Annotated in this window: 13 protein-coding genes; 6 read left to right on the top strand and 7 right to left on the bottom strand. The window is 62.2% G+C overall.

The annotated features are described in order from the left end of the window. Positions 1 to 2: 2 nt before the first annotated feature. The 6 genes from ABD833_RS14175 to ABD833_RS14150 form a co-directional block, all read right to left on the bottom strand. Positions 3 to 1,250 (bottom strand): efflux RND transporter periplasmic adaptor subunit, encoded by a 1,248-nt coding sequence (locus ABD833_RS14175; protein ID WP_345073852.1) that lies wholly within the window; start codon positions 1,248 to 1,250, stop codon positions 3 to 5. 246 nt (positions 1,251 to 1,496) lie between these two features. Then, complete coding sequence (locus tag ABD833_RS14170) at positions 1,497 to 1,685, bottom strand: PID-CTERM protein-sorting domain-containing protein (RefSeq protein ID WP_345073851.1); 189 nt, start codon at positions 1,683 to 1,685, stop codon at positions 1,497 to 1,499. An 84-nt stretch (positions 1,686 to 1,769) separates the two neighbouring features. Further along, positions 1,770 to 4,997: a Kelch repeat-containing protein gene (locus ABD833_RS14165; protein WP_345073849.1), complete on the bottom strand. Its 3,228-nt coding sequence runs from the start codon at positions 4,995 to 4,997 to the stop codon at positions 1,770 to 1,772. Positions 4,998 to 5,111: 114 nt separating this feature from the next. Next, positions 5,112 to 6,083, bottom strand: coding sequence for an IS30 family transposase (locus ABD833_RS14160; protein ID WP_345073848.1), 972 nt, complete (start codon positions 6,081 to 6,083; stop codon positions 5,112 to 5,114). Between the two features lie 447 nt (positions 6,084 to 6,530). Then, a complete protein-coding gene (locus ABD833_RS14155) occupies positions 6,531 to 6,725 on the bottom strand; it encodes a PID-CTERM protein-sorting domain-containing protein (RefSeq protein ID WP_345073847.1) in 195 nt (64 codons plus the stop codon). Positions 6,726 to 6,773: 48 nt separating this feature from the next. Further along, on the bottom strand, positions 6,774 to 9,578 hold the full coding sequence (locus tag ABD833_RS14150) for a T9SS type A sorting domain-containing protein (RefSeq protein ID WP_345073846.1): 2,805 nt from the start codon (positions 9,576 to 9,578) through the stop codon (positions 6,774 to 6,776). 524 nt (positions 9,579 to 10,102) lie between these two features. Between ABD833_RS14150 and ABD833_RS14145 the strand changes: the two genes are divergently transcribed. The 6 genes from ABD833_RS14145 to ABD833_RS14120 all read left to right on the top strand — a co-directional run bounded on the left by ABD833_RS14145 (position 10,103) and on the right by ABD833_RS14120 (position 20,518). Next, positions 10,103 to 11,602 carry a nicotinate phosphoribosyltransferase gene (locus ABD833_RS14145; protein WP_345073845.1) on the top strand — a complete coding sequence of 500 codons (1,500 nt, stop codon included), beginning with the start codon at positions 10,103 to 10,105 and terminating at the stop codon, positions 11,600 to 11,602. Between the two features lie 704 nt (positions 11,603 to 12,306). Next, complete coding sequence (locus ABD833_RS14140; protein WP_345073843.1) at positions 12,307 to 12,978, top strand: response regulator; 672 nt, start codon at positions 12,307 to 12,309, stop codon at positions 12,976 to 12,978. Positions 12,979 to 13,031: 53 nt separating this feature from the next. Next, positions 13,032 to 14,402, top strand: coding sequence for a sensor histidine kinase (locus tag ABD833_RS14135; RefSeq protein ID WP_345073842.1), 1,371 nt, complete (start codon positions 13,032 to 13,034; stop codon positions 14,400 to 14,402). A 219-nt stretch (positions 14,403 to 14,621) separates the two neighbouring features. Further along, positions 14,622 to 15,704 carry an efflux RND transporter periplasmic adaptor subunit gene (locus tag ABD833_RS14130; protein WP_425553666.1) on the top strand — a complete coding sequence of 361 codons (1,083 nt, stop codon included), beginning with the start codon at positions 14,622 to 14,624 and terminating at the stop codon, positions 15,702 to 15,704. 181 nt (positions 15,705 to 15,885) lie between these two features. Then, entirely contained in the window at positions 15,886 to 19,077 is a 3,192-nt protein-coding gene (locus ABD833_RS14125) for an efflux RND transporter permease subunit (RefSeq protein WP_345073840.1), read from the top strand. Then, on the top strand, positions 19,070 to 20,518 hold the full coding sequence (locus ABD833_RS14120) for a TolC family protein (RefSeq protein WP_345073839.1): 1,449 nt from the start codon (positions 19,070 to 19,072) through the stop codon (positions 20,516 to 20,518). Before ABD833_RS14125 ends, ABD833_RS14120 begins: the two co-directional genes overlap by 8 nt. Before the next feature lie 264 nt (positions 20,519 to 20,782). Here ABD833_RS14120 and ABD833_RS14115 read toward each other — a convergent pair whose 3' ends face one another. Further along, entirely contained in the window at positions 20,783 to 23,980 is a 3,198-nt protein-coding gene (locus tag ABD833_RS14115; protein ID WP_345073838.1) for a cyclic nucleotide-binding domain-containing protein, read from the bottom strand. Positions 23,981 to 24,048: the final 68 nt, after the last annotated feature.

Raw genomic sequence — 24,048 nt, 5'->3', positions numbered from 1 at the left:
GGTTAGTCCTGGAGGGTGAGGCGGGGCGTGTCGAGGTAGGCCTTCATGTCGCTGACCACGATTTCGTCGCCGGGCTGCAGGCCCTCCACCACCTGCACCCAGTCGAAGTTGCTGTCGCCGAAGCGCACGGTGCGGCGCTCGGCCCGGCCTTCGCGCACCACGAACACCGGCTGTTCTTTGCCGCCCTGGTAGAAGGGGCCATTTTTCACCCGCACGGTCTGGTGGTGGGCTTTGGTTACCACGAATACATCAGCCCGCAGGTTGGAGCGCAGGGCCGGATGATGATCCTGGGCCAGGCGGGCGTAGAACGTAACCACACCCTTGTCCACGGCCGGGCTGATGGTGCTGATGGTGCCGCGCAGGTCGATGCCGTTGAGGCGTACTACCACCGCGTCGCCGAGGTGCAGGGCGTCGGCGTAGGCATCGGAAATGGTGGCCCGGACGCGGAAGCTGCTCAAATCGGCCACCCGGGCCAGCGCGTCGCCCTGGTTCACGGTGGCCCCGATATCCTCGTTCACCCAGGTCAGCACCCCGGGCTGCTGGCTGTTGATGTTGGCCTGACTGAGCTTACCGGCCAGCTCCGTAATGCTGCGGTCCTGAATCTGCATCGTGAAGCCCACCTCGCGCACGTCGGCGGCGTTGGCGGCGCGCTGGTTACCGATCTGCTCACCCAGGCGCTCCAGCTCCAGCCGGGCCACTTTCAGGTTCAGCCCGGCCTGGCGCACACTCTCGGCCGTGCCGCCCCCGATTTTAAGCAGGTACTGCTCATCGCGCAGCGCCGACTGCAGGCTGCGCACCTTCACGCGCTGTACTTTTTCCTGGGACTGGAGGTCGTTCAGGGCTTTTTCCAGGCTGAGCTGGAGCTGGGAGTGCTTGTTGCGGTTCTGCTGCTGGCCGTCCTGGAGCTTGGCCAGGGCACTGTTCGTCAGCTCCTTATCCAGCTCCAGAATCGTCTGGCCGGGCTGTACCTTCTCCCCTACCTGCACGGCTACCCGTCGGATGGTGCTTTGGATGGGGCTGGTAAGGACGGCCTCGTGCCCCGGAATAATCAGGCCCGAGGCGGTGAGCGAGGCTTCCACGTCGCCGGTTTCGGCGTTGGCGGTCAGAATCCGGGAGCGGCTGATGCCGGGCTGCAGCACCATCCGGAACGCCAGCAGGGCGGCCACGGCCAGGCCCAGGGTCAGGGCCAGCAGCAGCCCGCGGCGGCGGCGACGCTGGCCCTGGGTGGCGGAAGAAATTGCTCTGTCCATTTTCGTGCAGGAGAGTTGAGGATTTCCCTCTTCTCTGCCAACGGCCGTGCCACTTATCCAACGCCCTTATTTTCAATATCCAACAAAAAAATCCAGCGCCAACAGCCGCGGAAACCCTGTCCGGAACCGGACACTGTGTTCGGAAGTATGAGTGGTACCAAATCCGGCTAACCCAAAAAAACGCCCACCGCGCAGAGCACGATGGGCGCAGTAATGTGAGTGTTCTATCGGGTTCCGCGGCAGAGACTAGCGCCGACGCAGCTTTTTGAGGCCGTAGGCAGCACCAGCGGCCAGCAGCAGGGAGGCTCCCCCATCCAAGGGCGCATTGGTAGCCCCGGGCCGGGGGCCGCCCAAGCCGGGGCCCTGAGCCTGAGTGGAGGAACTGCCCAGCAGCACCAGGAACAGAATAAGAACGGGAAGAATAACGTGTTTCATGTATTTTTTAGAGTTGAGCGAGAGAATAGGCTGGAAATACCGGCCCGGCTACACCGCTTTGCCGGGCCGGTTCTTTCCGCGGCGTTAGTTGACGACCACCTGTTTGATGACGGTCGTCGCGCCGGCCTTCACGCGCAGCACATACACGCCCAGCGGCAGGCCCTGCACGTCCATCGTGGTCTGTGCGCCGGCAGCGGGCAGGGCCACCGCGGCAGTGCGCACGGCCTGGCCGAGCACGTTATACAGCGTTAGCTTCGCCTGGCTCTCGCCGCGGACGGCGGGCACCAGCAGCGTGAAGCTCTTGTGGGCCGGGTTCGGATACAGGCTCACGCTGGCGGCGGTGAGGCCGTTCTGCGTAGCCGTAGGACGCATCGGCCCGAAGTTCAGGGTAAAGCGGCCCGTAATCAGCGCTGCGTTGGAGGCCGAGAAGATGTAGCTCGGCTGCTGCTTGAGGTTAATCTGCCGGTCGGTCAGCGCGTCGTGCAGGTACACGTCCGTGGTGCCCAGGTTGGCCAGGCTGGCGGCCGTCAGCGTGTAGGTGCCCGTTACGGGTACGCCTACGTTCAGGGGCACCGTCGTCGTGGCAGTGAACAGTGGCAGGCCATTGATGGCCAACGGGGTACCAGCGGCCGACGAGGACAGGTTCAGGCCGGTGGTGTTGACCAGCTTCTCGGCGTCGTAGCGCGTATCGAAGCCAGCCGTGGCTCCCTGCTCAAAGTAGACGTAGGTCGGCTCATGCGCACCCTGGGCCGAAACCAGCTCCAGTTGTACCGAGGGCCGGGTGTCGGCCGTGGGGCGGTTGAAGGTCGGGTTCTGGTAGGTTGTGGTGCGCCAGCTGTTCTGGAAGCTGAAGCTGGGCACAGGCTGCGACACCCGTACGAAGAAGCCCTGCATTGAGCCGATCAGGCCGCCGGGCAGGGAGCCAAAGCCGTTCGTGTAAAACTGGTAGGTGCCGTTGTACTGGTCGCTGGACTTGTAGACGTAGATGGCATCCTGCACGCCGGTGGGCAGGCCGGTGCGGGCCACGTTCCAGTCCAACGGGGCCGGATAGGGGTTGCCCAGCAGCTGCCAGCCCGAGTTGGCCTCGCTGCCGCGGGAGAGGGCCCCTACGGGCACCGTACCGGTGTTGAGGGCCCCCGTCAGGGCGACCTTCTCGCTGGCGGCGAGGTTGACCGTGTAGCCGCGACCCAGCGTCAGCGGGGTGCTCAGCGCGGCGGGCGAGAAGTAGCCCTGCTCGAAGGCCAGGGTGGTAGCATTGGCCGCCGTGATGCGGCTCTCATCGTAGCCGAACACGGTGGGGAAGGGCGTGGTGGCCCCGGGCACGGCGGCGCTGTTGTAGTTGTTGTTGACCACGGGCGTGAAGCCGCCGGTGGCCAGGTCGCTGACGGCGGTGCTCACCACGGGGGAGCTGTAGTGACGGTAGCCCAGGCCGGCGTTCAGGCTTGGGTCGAGGTAGCGCTGCACGGTGCTGGTGCCGTTGACCACGGCGCTGCCGTTGTTAACCACCATCGCCGTGGTGGCGCTGTTGCTTTCCAGGGTGAATGCATTGCCCTGGGTGGCCAGGTTGCCGTTGAGCGTGAGCAGACGCTGCACCGCGGTGCTGGCCGCGGTGCTCAGCTGGGCCCCGCTGGCATTCACCGTCAGGTTCCAGAAGCGCATGCCGCTGCTGCCGCTCAGGCTGGCCAGCGTGCTGCTGCCCAGCACCACCGTGCCGCCCGTGGGCTGGAAGGTGCCGTTGCTGGTCAGGTCACCGCGCACGTCGAGCGTGCCGGAGGTTTGCGTCAGGCTGCTGCCGCTGTTCAGGGTCAGGGTTTTCACCGAGGCCGTGCCGGCCGTAATGGCGGGCATGCGCGGGGCCGAAGCCGGGATGGTGGCGTCCAGGGCCGTGGTGGGCACACCGGCCGTCCAGTTGCCGGCCGTAAACCAGTCCGTGCTCACCGCGCCCGTCCAGCTCGTGGCCGTTGCGGCAGCGGTGGTGGTGAAGGTGATAACGCTGCCGTAGCTGGTGCCCAGGGAGTTGATGGCGTAGGCCCGCACATTGTACGTGGTGCCGGGCGTGAGGCCCGAAACGGTAGCCGAGAAGGAGCCGCCCCCCGTGCCGTTGGTGGCTTTGGTATCGGCAGTAGTCGGCGTGGCGTTGGTGGTGCTGTACACTACGCCCCGCTCGGTCACGGGGCTTCCGCCGTCGTTGGTTACGTTGCCCCCCAGCGTGGCGCTGGTGCTGGCAATGGCGCTGGCCGCCGCCGTGGTCACCGTGGGCGCGACATTGCTGATGAAGGCGCGGTACACCAGCGCCTGCGCTACACCGTTTTGGCCGGCGATGCTGTAAATGTCGCCGCCAACCCGCACCGCCTTCAGCTCACCCAAAGCCGTTGGCAGGTTGGAGGAAGTCGTCCAGGTGTCAGTGCCGACGTTGTACACGTACACTTCGCTGTACACCGGGGTATTCAGATTAGTGGCGGAATTCTTGCCGCCCACTACGTAAATCTGCCCATCACTGCCCAGGACGCTGCCCGCCTGTGCCCGGGCAGCGGGCATCGCGGCGGCCGTGGTCCAGGTGTTGGTGGCGGGGGTGTACACGTTATGCGGATTTATGAGGCCGTAACCTGCATTGACGCCACCTATCACGTGTAGCCGGCCATTGTTGTCGATGGCCGCCGTACCGGCTTTCGAGCCGGTGGGCATGGTGGCCCCGGTGCTCCAGGTATTGGTAGTGGGGTTGTAAATCTGGAGGCCGCTGTCGTTGCCCTCGCCGCCCAGTACATAGATCTTTCCGTCGAGGCCGGTAAGGGCCCGCGCCTCCCACACTGGGGTGGGGATATTGGCAATGGCGGCCCAGGTATTCGTGGCTGGGTTGTAGCTGGAGCAAAGTGCGCCGTTTGCACTAGCCCCGCTCATGCTATACAGCAGCCCGTTGGCTCCCACCGCGTGGGCCTGCCCCCGGGTGCTGATCGGGCAATTGGCCCCGGCGCTCCAGGTGTTGGTCGCTACATCGTAGATACTCATGGAACTGATGGGAACACTGCCACCGTCCACGTAGCCCCCCCAGACGTAAATTTTATTACCCACCACTTCGGCCGCGTGCTGGGCCCGGGCGACGGGGATGCTGGCCACCGCGTTCCAGACCACGGCGGCCGTAGCGCGGGCCGGGGAGCTGACTGCCACGGCGGGCTGCTGCGCGGCCGGCGGTAAAGTGCCGGAGACGACGCGCCCGGCCACAATCCGCAGCGGAGCGGAGCTCTGGGCGTGGGCGGCCGGCCGTGGGAGTATTCCCAGGAGAACCAGCCATAGATAGGGTAAAATCTTTTTCATTCGCAGTTGGTAAAAAGGTGTGGTGAAGCTGAACGGCGGGGTTGGCTTGGAATATTACAAAGTTTAACAAATCTACATATTTGTTAAACTTTTTCCCTAAATAACAATGCAGGTTCACGTTTGAAATGCAACAAATTGGGTTGAAAAGAGGGATTTAAGGCATTCACTGGGCGTGGAATAGTTCAATTTCTTTCGGGGCCGGTCATTGAGGCGGTCCTGGTAGGTGGTTATCTGTTGGGGGCTCATCTGGGAAAAGTCTTGCTTTTTAGGCAGGTACTGGCGGATGAGTTTGTTGTTGTGTTCGTTGGCTCCCCGTTCCCAGGCACGGTAGGGGTGGGCAAAGTAGAAGGACGTTTTTAACGCTTTGGCGATCTGCTCATAGTCGGCGAACTCGGTGCCGTTATCCGACGTGAGCGTGTGGACGGGCAAGCCGCTTTGGCTTAGGCTGTCGATAATCGCCTGACGGGTTTGGGCGGCGGATTTATCCGCTACCAGCTGCATGAGCAGATAGTTGCTGCTGCGTTCGGGTATCGTGACCAGGACGCCTTTTTGCTGGGGACCCAGCACCGTGTCGAGTTCCCAGTCGCCGAAACGGCTCTTTTCTGCGACCACGGCCGGACGCTGGTCGATGCTGGGCTTAGCGGCCCTTTTGGCCGCTTTGCCGCGCCCGTCGGGTTTGCCGTAGCGCTTGCGATAGGGGCGATTGGCATGGCGTAAGTCTTTGTACAACTGGCCGCCCTGCCGCTGGTCGCGCCAGATGTGGGCATAAATGGCCGCCCGGCTGAGCATGGGCTGCCCCTGCTGCTGGCAGCGGCCTTCTATCTGGTCGGGCGACCATTGGTTGGCCAAGCCTTGGGCAATGGTCTGGCACACAAGCGGTATCGTTTTCACGGCGTTGGCTTTTTTGCGTTGGGCCGCCCGTTTGTGGGCCAGCTGCGGCTGGTACGCCTGGCGGGTGGGGCCGTTACGGGCAATCTCGCGCGTGACCACGGAACGGTGTTTGCCAATGCGCCGCCCAATCTCGGCGGGTGTGAGATGGCGCAGGCTCCAGATTTGATACCTTTGGCTAAGGGTGAGGTGGGACATGGTGCAACAGTTTGGCGATTGAGGCAAACATACCACCTTCCCCGGAATCAGAGGGGAGGTAACTCCCCTCTGAGATTCCGGGTAAAGTGCTATTGCAGACAGCAGACGCGTTTGTTGCATTTCATTTTAGAATCTAAGCAGCGCCAACAGCCGCGGAAACCCTGTCCGGAACCGGACACTGTGTTCGGAAGTAGAAACGCAGCTCATCATTCTCAGCACGAAGTCGTGTTTACTCGTTCCGGCAGCAGCACCAGATACCCCGCAATAGCGCCGGGCAAAAAAAACCGCCCACCGTGCTGGGCACAATGGGCGGCAACTGGTACCTGAATCTACTTGCTATACTCGTCGCGCCGACGGGCGGGGGCCAGCCCCGCACCCTACGGCGGTTTCGCAAACCACTGCGCCAGGAGTATAACTGGCCCTGGAGTGATACCGGGGCTGTAGCGCTTAGCGGCGGCGCAGACGCCGTAAACCCAACGCCACCCCTCCGGCCAGCAGCAGGCTGGCTCCCCCGTCGATGGGGACATTGGTGGCACCGGGTTTGGGTCCGCCCAGGCCCGGGCCCTGAGCCAGCACGGGAAGCTGGGTGCAACCCAATACGACAACACAAATGGCAATGCGGCTAATTATCGGCTTGATCATGTTTCTTTTTGAACTGGTAAGCGGTCCTGATGATGAGTAGAGGGCGGACTATTGCAGCACGAGCTTGCGGGTGAGTACGCCCGCGGCAGTTTGCACTTGCAGCGTGTATACGCCCCGGGCCAGGCCGGCTACGGGCACCTGGGCACGCAGCTCCCGGCCCGTTACGGCGGCCGTGTGCTGCCACACGCGCTGCCCCACGCTGTTGACCAGCACCAGCTCGGCGCGGCTGCCCGGCAGGCCGTTGGCCAGTACGGTCACGGGGAGGTCGGCCGCGGGGTTCGGATACACCTGCACCTCGCCCATCCAGGCCGTTTTGATAGCCGTTACGCGGGCCTGGTGCAGGTGCAGCACGAAGCGCGTAGCACTCAGGCCCTGGCTGAGGTTGGCCGTGTAGATACCCTGCCGCAGGTCGTGCCAGGTGTTGGTGAGCTTATCTTCCAGCCACACGGGCTCGCCGGCAGTGAAATTGACCAGCTGCTCCGGGCGGAACTCGTACTGGCCCGCGGCCGGGGCGTGCACGCCCAGCGCCAGGCTGCGCGCCGTAGTGCCTGCGGGCAAACCCTGAATAGCCAGTGACTCGCTACCCGCCTGGTGATAGATGGTAGGCTGGTCGCCGCCGTTGAGCTGCACTTTCAGCGCATCGTAGCCGGCGTCGAAGCCAGCGGTTGCGCCGGCCTGCTCATATACGTAGAAATCATCCTGGCTGGCGGCACCGCGCTGGCCTGCGCGCTGGAGCTGCAGTTGCAGCAACGGCCGCGTTTCGGCCGTCGGGCGGCTGTAGTCTACTTCCGTGTAGGTGGTCAGGCGGGCCGCGTTGGTGAAGCCTACGGTGCCGCTGGCTCCGGCGGCCGATACCCGCACGAAGAAGCCCTGCCCCATCGGAATATAGCGGGCATCACCCACGTTGTTCACAAAGCTGCTATAGCCGCCGTCGTACTGCCCGGTAGAGCGGTACAGGTACACGGCATCATCTACGTTGGTCCGCGTGACCTTGGTCCAGTCGATGGGCGCCGGATACGGGTTGCCCAGCAGCTGCCAGCCCGCATCGGCCGGGGTGCTGCGGACCAGGCCGGTACGCGTGACCGGGCCGGTAGTTAGGCTGGTACCCGTCAGCTCGAAGAAGTTGCCCGCCGGTTGGTTGATGGTCAGCCCTGCGGCTACCGTCAATGCCTGGTTGGTTGCCATCGGCGACTGGTAGCCCTGGCTGAAGTCGACGGGGCCGGATACGGTCGCGACCCGGCTCTGGTCGTAGGAATAAACCGTCGGGAACGGGTTTACCAAACCGGGCTGGGCGGCCGAGTTGTAGGCAACATTGATCTGCAGCGGGCCGGGGTTCAGCGCCCCGGGCAGAATCGGAAAAATAGCGAGGTTGTCGAGGTTGGCCCCGCCGACGGCAGGGGCAAAATGGCGGTAGCCGAAGCCGGAGTTGCCGGCCCCGTCGATGTAGCGCTGCACCACCGTGCTGCCCGTTACTACGCCGCCATTGTTATACACCTGAGCCGTCCCCACGTTATTCGACAGAATCAGAAAGCGCTGGCCGTTCGTAGTCAGGTTGCCGGTCAGGGTGAGCAGGCGCTGGATTTCTACCTGCCCGCTCAGCGTCGCGCCGGCCGGGCCCACGTTCAGATTGCGGAACTGGGTGATGGTAGTGCCGCCCACCGACTGCGCGGCAGCCCCAGCCAGGAATACGCTGGCATCGTCGACGGCGCTGAACGTGCCGTTGTTGATGAAGTTCCCCGTCAGGGTCAGCGTAGCGCCAGTGCTGACGGCAAGCTGACCGCCATTATTTATCGTGATGGTGTAGGCCGTTGGCGTAGCGCTGCTCACCACCGGGTAGCGGCCCAGCCCCGTAGGAATCACCACGTCGTCGGCAGCCGTGGGCACTACGCCACCCGACCAGTTGGAGCCTACCGTCCAGGCCGTGGAAGTGAATCCGGTCCAGGTGTAGCTGCTGCCTACCGCGGTGCGGTACGCTACGGCTTGCTGAACCCCGTTGGCCCCGGCCAGGGTGTAGAGGTCCTTGCCCAGCGCCAGCGTTTTGGTTTCGCTCAGCTGAATGGGCAGGCTGGTACCCGCGCTCCAGGCATTGGTAGTCGGGTTGTAGACATACACCGTGCTGAAAAACGCCGGGTTGTTGTTGAAGTAGTTGTCTTTGCCGCCCACCACGTAGATGTTCCCATCGGCCCCGAGGGTGCCACCAGCCTGGTTTACGCCCACTGGCAAAGCCGCCAGCGTGGTCCAGGTATTGGTAGTCGGATTGTAAGCCAGGTGTGAGGTGATGGCCGTAGGTCCCATATTGCTACTTTGCGTGCCCCCGATGAGGTGCATCATGCCGTTGCCATCCTTCACGGCGACGTGCCCGTGCCGCCCAACCGGCATTGGCGCACCAGCACTCCAGGTGTTGGTGGCCGGGGTATAAATCTGAGTTCCGGTAGAAGCCAGGTTCCCGCTGACGTCATAGCCCCCGAAAACATATATTCTGCCGTCGTTGCCCGTTGCCGCGCCGGCCAGCCATACCGCCGCGGGAATACTGGCAATAGCGGCCCAAGCGTTGGTGACCGGGTTGTAGCGGTAACAGTTGTTGATAAATCCTCCTCTTACCCCGCTAAAGCTGTAGATCAGGCCATCGGCACCTACGGTTGAGGCGTGGCCCCGGCTTCCGAAGGGGTAATTAGCCCCAGTGCTCCAGGAGTTAGTGGCCGGGGTATAGATTTCCAGGCTGCTGTATTCCGTAGGCGTAGAGCTTAGATCACCAACGTAGCCTCCCCACACGTAGAATTTGCCGCCGACACCCACCGCCGAGTGCTGGCTGCGGGCGATGCTCATGCTGGCCACGGCCGTCCAGGCGGCCATAGAGCGCGCCTGCGGGAGGCGAGCCAGAGTAGACTTGGAATCAACTGGCCGTGCTGCTCGGCCAGGCATCCCCGGATAAAACTGCCCCGGAACGAGCTGGCGGACCGGCGCTTGCTGCGCCCAGACTACCTGAGTAGCCGGCAAAGCCAGCACAGCACAGGTTAAAACGGATAAAATTTTTCTCACGAAAGGCGGCGGTAAAAGGTAAAAAACAAAGATTAAGGGGAAAACGGCATCGACACTCTTCAAATTAATAATGCAATAATATAAATATTATTCTATAGTATATCTTCTTTCCCGGCACCTCATCCGGTTATTTTCACTTCAGGGTAAACAGACGGATTTTTGCTGCTGGTATCCTCTTCCTAAGGCCTTGCCCCGGGTGGCCCTTTGACGGCTGCGGGCCTGGAGATGCATACTTTCTGCAAACTTTAGGGTTCTTTACCGGCGGGCTTCCGGCTGGCTCGTCTGGCCACGCCCGGGCCGCCCGAGCCGCCGGGTTTGTATCCTCTCTTCGCACCCTTATGTCCAGCCTGAATCCTGCCCCGCTGTCCGGCCTCTACGCCCCGTCTTTGGCCCTGGTCACCGACCTCTACCAGCTCACCATGGCCTACGGCTACTGGCAGCAGGGCATGCAGGACCGCGAAGCCGTGTTTCACCTCTACTTCCGCCGCGCCCCGTTTCAGGGCGGCTACGCCGTAGCGGCCGGGCTGGCGCTGGCCGTGGACTGGCTGGAAAACTTCCGCTTTGCCCCCGCCGACCTCGACTACCTGGCCAGTCTGCAGGGCAGCAAAGGCACCCGGCTGTTTCCTCAGGAATTCCTGGATTACCTGCGCGACCTGAAATTCACCTGCGACATCGACGCCATTGCGGAGGGTACCGTAGTGTTCGGCAACGAGCCGCTGATTCGGGTGCAGGGGCCGTTGCTCCAGGCTCAGCTGCTGGAAACGGCGCTGCTCACGCTGGTCAATTTCCAGACCCTGATTGCCACCAAAGCCGCCCGCATCCGCGAAGCGGCCGGCCCGACGGATCAGGTGCTGGAGTTCGGGCTGCGCCGCGCTCAGGGTTTCGATGGCGGCCTCGGGGCCAGTCGGGCAGCCTACCTGGGCGGCGTCGATGCCACGTCCAACGTGCTGGCCGGGCAGCGCTACGGCATTCCGGTGCGCGGCACCCACGCCCACAGCTGGGTGCAGGCCTTCGGCGACGAACAGCAGGCCTTTGCCGCCTACGCCCAGGCCTTCCCCGACGATTCGGTGTTCCTGGTCGATACTTACGACACGCTGGAGGGCGTGCGCCACGCCATCAGCGTGGCCCGGCAGATGCGCGCCCAGGGCCACGAGCTGGGCGGCATCCGCCTCGACTCCGGCGACCTGGCCTACCTCAGCCGCGAGGCCCGCGCCCTGCTGGACGAAGCCGGCTTTCAGAAAACCCGCATCGTGGCCAGCAACGACCTCGAAGAAAACCTCATCACCAGCCTGAAGTCGCAGGGGGCGCGCATCGACACCTGGGGCATCGGCACCCAGCTCGTGACGGCCTACAACCAGGCGGCGCTGGGGGGCGTGTATAAGCTGGCGGCCCTGCGCAACGCCGCTGGTACGGGGTGGGACTACACCATCAAGCTCTCCGAGCAGCTCGTCAAAACCAGCATCCCCGGCATTCTGCAGGTGCGCCGCTACCTCAATGAGTACGGCAAGCCCCGCGCCGACATGCTCTACAATACCGCCGAAGCCCTGCCCGCCCAGCTCACGCTGGTAGATCCGGCCGACTACACCCGTCGTCGCGCCGTGCGCCCCGAGGCCCACTACAAAGAGCTGCTGGAGCCCGTATTCCGCGGCGGCCGGCGCGTGCTGGAGCTGCCCACGCTACTGGAAAGCCGCGCCCACGCCCAGCGCGAAGTGCAAAGCCTGGACCCCGGCATCCGGCGCTTCCTGAATCCGCACACCTACCCCGTGGGCCTGGAACTCACCCTGCACGACTACCGTGACCAGCTGATACTGGAGAAGCGGCCACTGCGGTCGACGTAAGTAGGTGGCGAAAATCGTTTTGCATTAAAAAGAACGTCATGCTGAGCTTGTCGAAGCATCTCTACCGCACACTAAACCAATCGTTTAACGACTCGTTAGAGATGCTTCGACAAGCTCAGCATGACGTTCCAAATAGGTCAAACTAATTCTTGTTGGGCACTTAGCGGGACACAAACCGATGGTATGCTTCTCCCAGGGGCCGTTGAACTTAGGGCGGTGGTCCAGACAGGAGTGATTTCATTTTTTAGCTGCCGAAGCTGTTTAGAAAGTCACGCAGTCTGTCATCCTGAGCAGAGCGAAAGACCTTATCCCGGCTGAACGGTACCCGCTCGCTGAACTACCAGGCGGGATAAGGTCCTTCGCTGCGCTCAGGATGACAAACGCGTAGAAAAACCGACTTTCTAAACAGCTCCACCGCTGTAAGCTGTTACGATTTCGCAGCCGGCAGGCTTTTGAGGCCGGTTTCGGGCATTTTTTTAGAATCCGTGGGCCGTACCATTCTGCTTCGGACCACCGCCAATCCGGTATTCCCTCTCAAGGCGATTATAGCCCGGCTTCAGCCTGACTTCTTCCTTTTGAACCCAGCTCAGCTTACGCCAGGTTGTAACGGAAACCCCTGCTGCCAGTAGCTGCGGCCGGTGAAGTCCCCTACGGGGCCCGGGCATTCCGTTACCTTTGCGCTCCTTCGCGCAAGCTGCTATTCTATGAAGATTCTACTGGTAGAAGACGAGGTCAAGCTCAGCTCTTTCGTGCGCAAGGGCCTGGAAGGCGAAGGCTACTGGGTTGAAACTGCCTTCGATGGCCAGCTGGGCCTGAGCATGGCCCGGCACGGCGAGTACGACGTGGTCATTCTGGATGTCAGCCTGCCCCAGCTCAACGGCTTCGAGGTGTGCCGCCGCTTGCGCGCCGAACAACCCAAGATTGCCATTCTGCTGCTGACGGCCCTGGGCGGCATCGGCCACAAAACCGAGGGGTATGACGCGGGGGCCGACGACTACCTGGTCAAGCCCTTCGAGTTTCAGGAATTGCTGTTGCGGGTGCGCGCCCTCTACCGCCGCTACCACGACGTCGGCCCCGGCCGCACCCTGGGCATCGCCGACCTCACGCTGCACCTCACCACCAAGCGCGTGGAGCGCGCCGGCCGGCCCATCACCCTCACCGCCCGGGAGTATGCGCTGCTTGAATACCTGCTCCTGAACCAGGGCCACGTGGTGTCGCGGGTGGATATCGCGGAAAAAGTCTGGGAGTTAAAATTCGATACCAACACCAATATTATCGACGTGTACATCACGTACCTGCGCCGGAAGATTGATAAAGAGTTTTCACCCAAGCTCATCCACACGGTCGTGGGCATGGGCTACGTACTGCGCGAGTAAGCCCACCGCGTGACTACTGCTGCCACCCCGCTGCTCATCAGACGCCTTTCCGCATGACCATACGTACCCGCCTCACGCTTTTCTTTGCCGGCCTGATGCTGGCCCTGGTCGTGGCATTGTCGTGTGGGGTGTATTTCTTTGAGCGTAGCAGCCAGCGGGGAATTTTCCAGGGGCTGTTGCTCCGCAAGGCCGAGGCCACGGCGAAAGTGTATGTGCGCAAGCACGACCGCCTGGAGCCGACCGATGCCATCCTGCTGCTGACCCAGCAAAACCAGTACGAGGCCATCTACAACGAAGCCGACCAGCTCACCTACGCCAGCCGGGCCAATCCCGGGTTGGTGATTACTTCCCGCGTGCTGCGGCAGGCGCGCACGGCCGGGCCGGTGGCTTTTACCCACGGGCTGGCGCTGGGCGTAGCCCTCTACACCAGGGAAGGCAACGAACGGTTCGTGGTGGTCGTCACGGCGGAGGATAAGTTTGGCCGGGAGGGGCTCCAACGCCTCCGCAACAGCTTGATTATTACCAATGTATTAGGCCTGACGTTAGTTGTCGCGTTGGCCAACCTGTTCGCCGGGCGCGCCCTGAGCCCGGTGCAGCAGCTAAGCCGGGAAATTCAGGCGCTTTCTTCCCGTACCCTGAACCAGCGGCTCTCGACCGGCAACGGCCACGACGAGCTGGCCCGCCTGGCGGCGCAATTCAATGCCCTGGTGGCCCGCCTGGCCGATACCGTGGCCCAGAACCGCACGTTCGTGTGGCAGGCCTCGCATGAGCTGCGCACGCCCCTGGCCAACCTGCTGGGAATGCTCGACATCTCACAAACCTACGACCAGCGTCCCCAGGACCTGCGCGCCACGCTTACTTCGGCCACCGAGGAGGTGCGGCGCCTCATCTCGCTCACCAACGACCTGCTGCTGCTGGCCGAGCTGAGCCAGGAGAAGCCCGCTCACGACCTGCCCATGACGCCCGTGCTGCTGACCGAGCCCCTGCTCGATGCCGTGCAGGCCGTGCAGCGCCGCTACCCCGCCGCCACCATCGAGCTGCACCTGCCCGGCGCGGTGGAGGACTGCCAGGCCCGCGCCCATGCCGAGCTGCTTACCCTGGCGCTCATCAACCTGCTCGACAATGCCTGCAAGTACTCGCCCGCCGGCTCGCCCATCCGCGCCAGCCTCGCCCAGAGCCCCGGTGGCGGCACCTTTACCGTGCACGACACCGGCATCGGCATGGCCCCCGACACGCTGCTGCACATCTTCGAGCCGTTCTACCGGGCCGAGGCCGTGCGCGCCCGCATCGGCGGCAACGGCGTGGGGCTAAGCCTGGTGCAGCGCATCGCGGAGTTGCACGGGGGCGGCGTCGCGGCCCAATCGGTGGTGGGCGAAGGCACGACGTTCCGGCTGTGGCTGTGGGAAACTGGTGGTTTTGGCTAAAATAGCAGCATAGCGCCTAAAGCCAGCGCGCGACAGCGCTTGTCACTGGACGAGGGCAATTTTGAGCCGCTTCCGCGCAGCAATAAGCAGTTACCGGTGGCCGCCGTAGCGCCTGTTTGCCCCGCATTAGAAACTTCTAATTTCCTTCCAATCTCAGGTTAATGCGGCCCCCGCACCTTTGCTCATTCCAAAAAGTGAAGGAACGGTTTTATGAAAAGAATGTCCCTGCTCGCGCTGTTGAGCTTGTGTGCCTTGTATTGCGGTACGGGCTGCTCGGAGGAAAAAAAAGAAGTGGCAGAAAAAGTCCGGTTAGTAGCGACCAGCCCGTTGCTGAAAGACACCACCGTGAGCAAACAGTACGTGGCCCAGATTCACTCCGTCCAGCGCATTGAGCTGCGGGCGCTGGAGAAAGGCTACCTGGAAAAGATTTATGTCGACGAGGGGCAGCACGTGCAGCAAGGGCAGCTCATGTTTCAGATTAAGCCCACGATATACCAGGCGGAGCTGAAAAAGTCGCAGGCCGAGGCCAACTACGTGGGCCTCGAATACCAGAACACCAAGAAGCTGGCCGACAAAAACATCGTGTCGGGCAGCGAGCTGGCGCTGGCCCAGGCCAAGTTCGATAAGGCCAGTGCCGACGTATCCCTGGCCCGGACCCACCTGCAGTTTACTACGGTCCGCGCGCCGTTCAGCGGCATCATGGACCATTTCCAGGGCCGGCTGGGCAGCCTCGTGGACGAGGGCGACTTGCTGACGACGCTCTCCGATAACAGCAAAATGTGGGTCTATTTCAATGTGCCGGAAGCGGAATACCTGGCTTATCAAGCCCATGCCAAAGCCAGCGACAACGCGCAAAAAGTGAAGCTGCTGATGGCCAACAACGAGGTGTTTAATCAGCCCGGCGTGGTGCAAACCATTGAGGCAGACTTCAACAACGAAACCGGTAACATCGCCTTCCGGGCCACTTTCCCTAACCCCGACGCGCTGTTGCGCAACGGCGAAACCGGCAGCATCCTCATGACGGTGCCACTTAAAAACGCGCTGATTATTCCGCAGAAAGCCACGTTCGAAATCCTGGAGAAAAAGTACGTCTTCGTGGTCGACAAAAGCAACGTAGTGCACCAGCGGGAAATCAACATCGGCTCCGAAATGCCCGACCTGTACGTCATCAAATCCGGCATTACCGCCACCGACCGGATTCTGCTCGAAGGCTTGCGCAAGGTGAAGGATGGCGACAAAGTGACCTACGACTATCGGGCCCCGCAGGCGGTCATTTCGCACCTGAAAGTGTACAGCGAGTAGCGCAAGCAATTCCGAAACAGAACGTCATGCTGAGCATTCTGCGCATCAAGCAGAGACCGAAGCATCTCTACCGCTTAGTTGCAGCGGCATTGATTACTGCTGCAGTAGAGATGCTTCGGTCTCTGCTTGACGCGCAGAATGCTCAGCATGACAACCCTTTGGCTTTCATTATCCAACATCTATGTTCAGTAAATTCATTCGGCGGCCCGTCTTCGCCATTGTCATTTCGGTGGTCATCCTGCTGATGGGCGGGCTGGCCATCGTGCAGCTGCCCACGTCGCAGTTTCCGGACATCTCCCCGCCGCTGGTCATGGTGAGTGCCTCGTACCCCGGCGCCAGCGCCAAGGTGCTCACCGAGTCGGTGCTTATTCCGCTGGAGCAGGCCGTGAACGGCGTGCCGGGCATGAAGTACATGACTTCTGACGCCGTGAGCGCCGGCGAAGCCAACATTCAGATTGTCTTCAACCTCGGCACTAACCCCGACCAGGCCGTGGTGAACGTGAACACCCGCATCGCGCAGGTGCTGAACCGCCTGCCGCTGCTGGTGCAGCGCGAGGGCGTGATTGTGAACCGCGTGGTGCCCAACATGCTGATGTATGTAAACTTGTACAGCAAGGACAAGAACACCGACATGAAGTACCTGTTCAACTTCGCCGGGGTGAACATGATACCCGAGCTGCAGCGCCTGAGCGGCATTGGCCGGGCCAGCATTCTGGGCAGCCGGCAGTACGCCATGCGCGTGTGGCTCAAGCCCGACCGGATGCGCGCCTACAACCTCTCGGTGGACGACGTGATGAAGGCGCTGGACGAGCAGAGCGTCATCGGCTCGCCCGGCCGCATCGGCCGCTCCGATGGCAAGCAGGCGCAGTCGCTGGAGTACGTGCTCAGCTACCAGGGCCGCTTCAACGATGTGGAGCAGTACAAGAACGTCATCCTGCGGGCCAACGCCAACGGCGAAAGTCTGCACCTGCGCGACGTGGCCAACGTGGAGCTGGGCTCGGAGTACTACGACATCTACTCCAACCTGAACCAGTACCCCTCGGCGGCCATCGTGCTGAAGCAGACCTACGGCTCGAACGCCTCGGACGTGATTAAGGCGGTGAAAGCCAAGCTGGAAGAGCTGAAGAAAAGCAGCTTCCCGCCCGGCATGGACTACAAAATCACCTACGACGTGTCGAACTTCCTCGACGCCTCGATTGAGAACGTGATTCACACCCTGCGCGACGCCTTTATTCTGGTGGCCCTGGTGGTGTTCCTGTTCCTGGGCGACTGGCGCTCGACGCTGATTCCGGCCCTGGCCGTGCCGGTGTCGCTGGTGGGTTCGTTCATGGCCATGCAGGCGTTCGGGCTCACCATCAACATGATTACGCTGTTTGCGCTGGTACTGTCCATTGGCATCGTGGTCGATAACGCCATTGTGGTAATCGAGGCCGTGCACGCCAAGATGGAGCAGGAGCACCTCTCGCCCTATAACGCCGTGCGCAAGGTGGTGGGCGAAATCAGCGGGGCCATTATCGCCATCACCATCATGATGACGGCCGTGTTTATTCCGGTATCGTTCATGAGCGGGCCAGTGGGCATTTTCTACCGCCAGTTCTCGATTACGATGGCCACGGCCATCGTGATTTCGGGCCTCGTGGCCCTCACGCTGACGCCGGTGCTCTGCGCCATGATTCTGAAGAACCACCACGGCCAGCCCAAAAAGAAAACGCCCATGCAGCGCTTTTTCGACTGGTTCAACCGGGGCTTTGAGCGGCTGACCAACGCCTACACCGGCCTGCTGGAGCGGATTGTGGCCAACCGCCTTATCACTTTCGCCATGCTGCTGGCCTTCGGGCTGGGCATCTGGGCCATCGCGGCCCGGCTGCCGGCCGGCTTTATCCCCAGCGAAGACCAGGGCCTGATTTACGCCATCGTGCAGACGCCGCCCGGCACCACGCTGGAGCAAACCAACGCCGTATCGCAGCGCCTGGCCAGTCTGGCCCAGGACGTGCCCGGCGTTGCCAACGTCTCCACGCTGGCGGGCTACGAGGTACTCACCGAGGGCCGGGGCTCGAACGCCGGCACCTGTCTGCTGGACCTGAAGCCGTGGTCGGAGCGCAAGGAATCCATTGCCGAAATCATTGAAAATCTGGAACGCAAGGCGCGCGAAATTCCGGGTGCGACCATCGAATTCTTCGAGCCGCCGGCCGTGCCGGGCTACGGCGCGGCCGGCGGCTTCCAGCTCCAATTGCTCGACAAAACCAACTCCGGCGACTACAAGGCGCTGGAAAAGGTGAACGAGGAATTCATGGGCAAGCTCAAAAAGCGCAAGGAGCTGGCGGGCCTGTTCACCTTCTTCTCGGCCAACTACCCGCAGTACGAGCTCAAGATTGACAACGAGCTGGCCATGCAGAAAGGCGTGAGCATCGGCAACGCCATGAACACGCTGAGCATCATGGTGGGCTCGACGTACGAGCTGGGCTTCATCAAATACCAGCGCTTTTTCAAGGTGTTCGTGCAGGCCTCGCCCGAGTACCGCAAGCTGCCCGAGGACATCCTGAACATGTGGGCCAAGAACGACAAGGGCGAAATGGTGCCGTTCTCGGCCTTTATGAAAATCGTGAAGACCCAGGGCGCCAACGAAATCAACCGCTACAACATGTACACCACGGCTTCCATCCGCGGCGGCGCGGCCGCCGGTTTCAGCAGCGGCGAGGCCCTCAAGGCGGTGCAGGAAGTGGCCAAAGACCTGCCCCACGGCTACGACATCGACTGGGGCGGGCTGTCGAAAGACGAAGTGAGCCGCGGCAACGAATCGGTCGTCATTTTCCTCATTGTGCTGGTGTTCGTGTACCTCGTGCTGGCCGCGCAGTACGAGAGCTTTCTGCTGCCGCTGGCCGTTATTTTCTCGCTGGTGGCGGGGGTGTTCGGGTCGTTCCTGTTCATTAAGATGTTTGGCCTGGCCAACGACATCTACGCCCAGGTAGGCCTCGTGATGCTGGTCGGTTTGCTGGGCAAGAACGCCGTACTGATTGTCGAATTCGCGGCCCTGAAACACGAGGAAGGTATGTCGGTGCGCGACGCGGCCATCGAAGGCGCCCGGGTGCGTTTCCGCCCCATTCTGATGACCTCGTTCGCCTTCATCGCCGGCCTGATTCCGCTGGTAGTGGCCACGGGCGCGGGCGCCATCGGCAACCGCACCATCGGCAGCTCGGCCCTGGGCGGCATGCTGTTCGGCACCGTGTTCGGGGTCATCATCATCCCCGGCCTGTACTACTTCTTCGGCACCCTGGCCGGCGACAGCAAGCTGATTAAGGACGAAAACGAGTCCCCGATTTTCGAAGGCGTTGAGCCCCGGGTGGAAATAGAAGAAATGGAGCCTTATGCTTAAGAAACGAATTTATCAATGCCTCGGCGCCGCCAGCCTGGCGCTGGCGGTAGGCGCCTGCAAAACCCCGGAGCTGGTAGTGAAGAACGAGAGCCGCAACACGCCGGCCAGCTACGCCACCGCCAACCCAGGGGCTACCCCGGACAGCGCCAGCACGGCGCGCCTCCAGTGGCAGCAGTTTTTCGCCGACCCCAACCTGCAAGCCCTGATAGCAACGGCCCTGCAAAACAACCAGGAGCTGAATATCACGCTGCAGGAAATCGAAATTGCCCGCAACGAAGTGCGCGCCCGCAGCGGCGAGTACCTACCCTTCGTGGGCCTGGGGGCCCGGGCCGATGTGGCGAAAGTGGGCCGCTACACGCTGCAGGGCGCGACGGAGGAGCAGGTCGACATTAAGGAGGACCGCCGCACGCCCGCCCCCCTCACGAACTTTCAGCTGGGCGCCTTTGCCACCTGGGAGGTCGATATCTGGCACAAGCTGCGCAATGCGAAGAAAGCCGCCGCCCTGCGGTACCTGGCCTCGGTGGAGGGCAAAAACTTCATGATGACTAACCTGATTGCGGAGATTGCCAACTCGTACTACGAGCTGCTCGCCCTCGATAATCAGCTGGTCATCGTGAAGCAGAACATCGGCATCCAGAGCAACGCGCTGGAGCTGGTGCGCCTGCAAAAGGAAGCGGCCCGCACCACCGAGCTGGCCGTGCAGCGCTTTGAGGCCCAGGTGCAGCACACCCGCAGCCTGCAATTCAAGCTCCAGCAAAGCATCGTCGAGACCGAGAACAGGATTAACTATCTGGCGGGCCGCTACCCGCAGCCGGTGGCCCGGAACGATGAGTCGTTTAATGATTTGGTGCCGAGCGTCATCACGGCCGGTATGCCCACCCAACTGCTGACCAACCGCCCGGATATCCGGCAGGCCGAGCAGCAGCTGGGAGCCGCTAAGCTAAACGTGCAGGTAGCCCGCGCCAACTTCTACCCGTCGCTCAACCTTTCCGCCGCCGTAGGCATGGCCGCGTTCACGCCCGGCTTGCTGGTTTCATCTCCCCAATCCCTGTTGTATTCGCTGGGGGGCGATTTAGTGGCGCCACTTTTTAATCGGAACGGAATAAAGGCCACGTACTACACCGCCAACGCCCTGCAAACCCAGGCGGTATATCGCTACGAAAAGACCGTGCTGAACGCCTATATCGAGGTTTCCAACCAACTCTCAAACATCAGCAACCTGCAAAAAAGCTTCGATGCGAAAGCCCGGGAAGTAGCCGCGCTCAACCAATCGATTGACATCTCGAACAGTCTTTTCCGCGCCGCCCGGGCCGAATATACCGAGGTCCTTTTCACCCAGCGCGACGCCCTGGAATCGAAGTTTGACCTCATCGAAACCAAAATGCAGCAGCTGAATGCCACGGTCAATGTGTACCGGGCATTGGGTGGCGGCTGGAATTAACGAAAGCCAGGCAAGTGAAGAAGCCGTCGGAAAAACAGGCTCCAATGGTACACCTTGCTGGATTCAGAGTCCGCCCGACCAACTGCCGGGCCCCACCTTTGGGTGTCGTCAGGACTTACGCCCTGGTTCGCCAAAGTCATTTCTCGCAGGGTTAAACTGCAGGGTCTCGCAGTGCGAACGGAACAAAACCCTGCGAGATCCTGCGTGAAAGATAATGCAACGGGTTTGCGTAAATCCTACAATTGAAAATCAGCTACTTATCTACTATGCCGAATCAATCACCGGCTCGTTCGCCGTCTGCGGCATCTTCTCATTTTGCCGGCGTAGCCGCTGACACAGCTCGCGCATGATGCTGCGCACGACTTCCGTGCATTCTTCCGTCACGTCGTAGAAGTCTTCCTGATCGATGCGGAAGGCGCGGACGGGATGCAGCGCCACGGCCGAGGCGGAGCGGGGCTCGGCATCGAGCAGGGCCAGCTCGCCAAAAAACTCTCCTTTGCCGAAGGTGCTCAGTAGCTGTTTCTTGTTGAAAATGCCCACCTGGCCCTCATAGATAATAAAGAGCGAGGTGCCTAAGGTGCCTTTGGCAAAAATTTCCTCTTCGGGTTTAAAGGTCACTTCGTGCATGATGGGCACGATGGTGCCCAGTACACTTTCGGGCGTCTGGCCAAACAGGGCGGTACTTTTCAGCATCCGTACGCGCTCCAGAAACGAGACGGCAGACTCAGAAGTCGGGTTATTCATGGAAAATAAAGCAAGGGTGGGATACAACACAAGCAGCTGGTCGTAGGCGGCCGGGCGCTGCAGCGGGAGGTGCTGCAGCACGGCCACCGCGCTTTCCTGAATCAGGGGGTCCGACGTTTGCAGATGCGGATACAGATGGGCCACGGTATCGGGGGTGGGGTGCCACTGGCGCAGGGCTACGCCCACCGTCCAGGCCGAAAATGCCGCCGTACCCCGGCGGATGATGGTGGTCTGGATGGCTTCGGGCTGAACCGCGGGGCCCAGTAAATCATCGAATACCGATACTTTCTCACTAAGCCTACCGACGTCCAGCAGCGCCTGCAAGGCCAGGTATAGCGGTCGGGGAATCAGATTATCCAGAATTTCCAGCGCGTTGGCTTGCCGCTCGCCAATGGCGTGGGCCAGGCCCCGTTGCGCCGCCAGCAGCGGAGGCCGCTCATAGAGCTGCATCAGGAGCCTTAACAGGCGCTGCTGGATTTTGTGAAGCTCGTAGCGCAAAGCGGTGCGGAGCTCCGCGTTGGCGGCCAGCATGCTGTGCAGCAGGTGCTGAGCCAGGCGCATTTCTTCCTCTACCAGCCGCTGAAACAATGGGGCATCGGCCAGGGCCGCCGGCAAACTATTCAGCGCCCGCAAGGCGGCGGCCCGCCCGCACAAGTTGGAATCCTGGGCTAGCCGGACCAAAAGCTGGCGGCTGGCCGGGGTATTCAGCCGGGCGCACACCTGCGTCAGGTAAGGCAGTAGCCGCTCATTCGTTTCGCGCGTGAGTACTTCCTGCAGAATCGGCAGCGTGGCTTCGCCCAACTGCACCAGACTATCGGCCGCGGCCTTCCGGGCCGGCTGCTGATGCAGCAGTCCGATCAGACTTCCGGCCAGAACTTCGGCCGGAACCGCCGCCGCCGCTGTGGTGGCGGCTCGTATCAGCGCCGGCTCAGGGCTGCAAAGACCGGTGAGAATAAGCGCTACCTGCTGCGGGGGCAGCAGAAAGCGGACGAGTTCCAGAGCCGTGCGATGGTGGCTGGCGCTGGCGGCCACCGCCGCCAGACTGGCCTGGCCCAGGGCATCGGTGGGGGCCGCCTCCAGTCGCCCCCGGATAGCGCCTTTGCGCACGACCATATCAGGGTGTTGCAGCAGGTCGTCGTTCCCGGGGTGGCGGCCGGCCAGCCGGCTGGCGGCCTCCCGCACGGCGGCGTCCGGGTCATGCAGCGTCAGGTGGCGCAGCAGCCCGGGGCTGACCTGGTCGCCCACAATTGCCAGAGTCCGGCTACGCACCTGGCTTTCCGGATGATTCAACAGGGTTTCGGCGTGTCTGACAAGCGTTGAGGGGTCGGCCCGATGCAGGTACAGCAGCGCCCGGAGTGCTTCAGCCGGCGGACAAGCCGACGCGGGCCATTCGGGCTTGCCCTGCGGGTGCGCGGGAGACAGGGGCGCAGCCGTAAAACGCAGGCCCAGCGCTTTCTTCAACTCATTGAGATAGTGCTGATAGGCCCTCTGCAACAGTACCAGCGCCAGCAGCAGGAACAGCCCCACCCAGCAGAGCGGTGCCCAGGGTGCCCACCCTGCGCTGAAGTGCATTCCCAGCAAGAGCAGCCCCCCCAGGCCCAGGCCCAGCGGCTCGTAGAAGCTCTTGAGTAAGGTATGGCCCTGCGGACGGCTCAGAGGCCGCAACGGTTGGAACAACAGCAGAAAGGCCGGCTCGAACAGCGCCCGACGAAGTACTTCCAGCCCCAGATACAGGCCGCCGAAATACACCATTTGCCCCGTGGCACCTACCCCAATAGCCTGCAGTCCGCCAAACAAGGCGACGCCCGCCAGCGCCGCCAGCGGCAGACTGGTCAGCGTCCAGCGCACGCCCAGCCCGTTGAGGCCGTGGCGGGCGACCAGCAGCCGGAATCCCAGGGCGAGTAAGTACGTCAGGGCCAGCACCCCGCCCACATACTGCAATAGGGTGGCGTGGTCCGCTATTTTTTGCTTGACGTTGATGAAAAACAGGTACTCCACGCCCACTGCTACCACGGCAATGGCCGTCAGGCTAAGTCCCATGTAAAGTACCAGGGCTCCTCCCGTCTGCCGGGTATGCCCCGCCGACACGGCGGCTACGGGCAGCGCGGGCCGGGTTGCGGCCGGCATCCCGAAGGTTCGGAGCTGCATATACAGCGCCAGCAGATAGGCGCCAAAAGCCGTCAGGAGCAGAAAAAACAAGTGGTAGTGGACGTGGATCAAGACCGCCAGCATAGCGCCCAGCGCCTTGGCAGGCAGGTCGCCGGCGCTGATGACGCGGGAAAGTCGCCGGCCTTGCCGCGCGGTGAAGACCACGGCCGACATCCCCCAGAACTCCAGATTGGTAAGCAGATAAATCAGCCGGTACCCGGTCATGATGGCCACGGCCGCGACTACCGAAGACTCTACCAGCACCACCAGGCCAAGCACTCCCGTGAGCACCAGCGTGGCCGCCAGAGTGCGCACCGCCAGCTTCTGCAGCAGCCAATGATGCTCGCAGCAGGCGTATAGCCGACCCGTCGCCAGCATGGCTGCGGCACCCACGCAATAGGCTACCGGCAGGTTACGCTCCGGGTGGTTTTGCAGCAGCAGCACGTTGGCCGCCACGTAGACCAGAATGGTACCGATACTCAGCAGAAAGTTGTGCAGGAAAAAGAGCCCGACGGTTTTCATCTCCCCCGGCCGCACCCCCAAAGAACGATACCACTTGTTTGTATTCATGGGAAGCCTGCTCTTGGAATCAGTATTCCGGCCGCTCGCTGGGTTGCTTAACCAGCCGCCGGGCGTAC

The sequence above is a fragment of the Hymenobacter fastidiosus genome, from assembly GCF_039539565.1.
Classification (GTDB): Bacteria; Bacteroidota; Bacteroidia; order Cytophagales; family Hymenobacteraceae; genus Hymenobacter; species Hymenobacter fastidiosus.
Note: the sequence above shows the minus strand (reverse complement) of the source record. Positions and strands in the feature narration are given on the sequence as shown.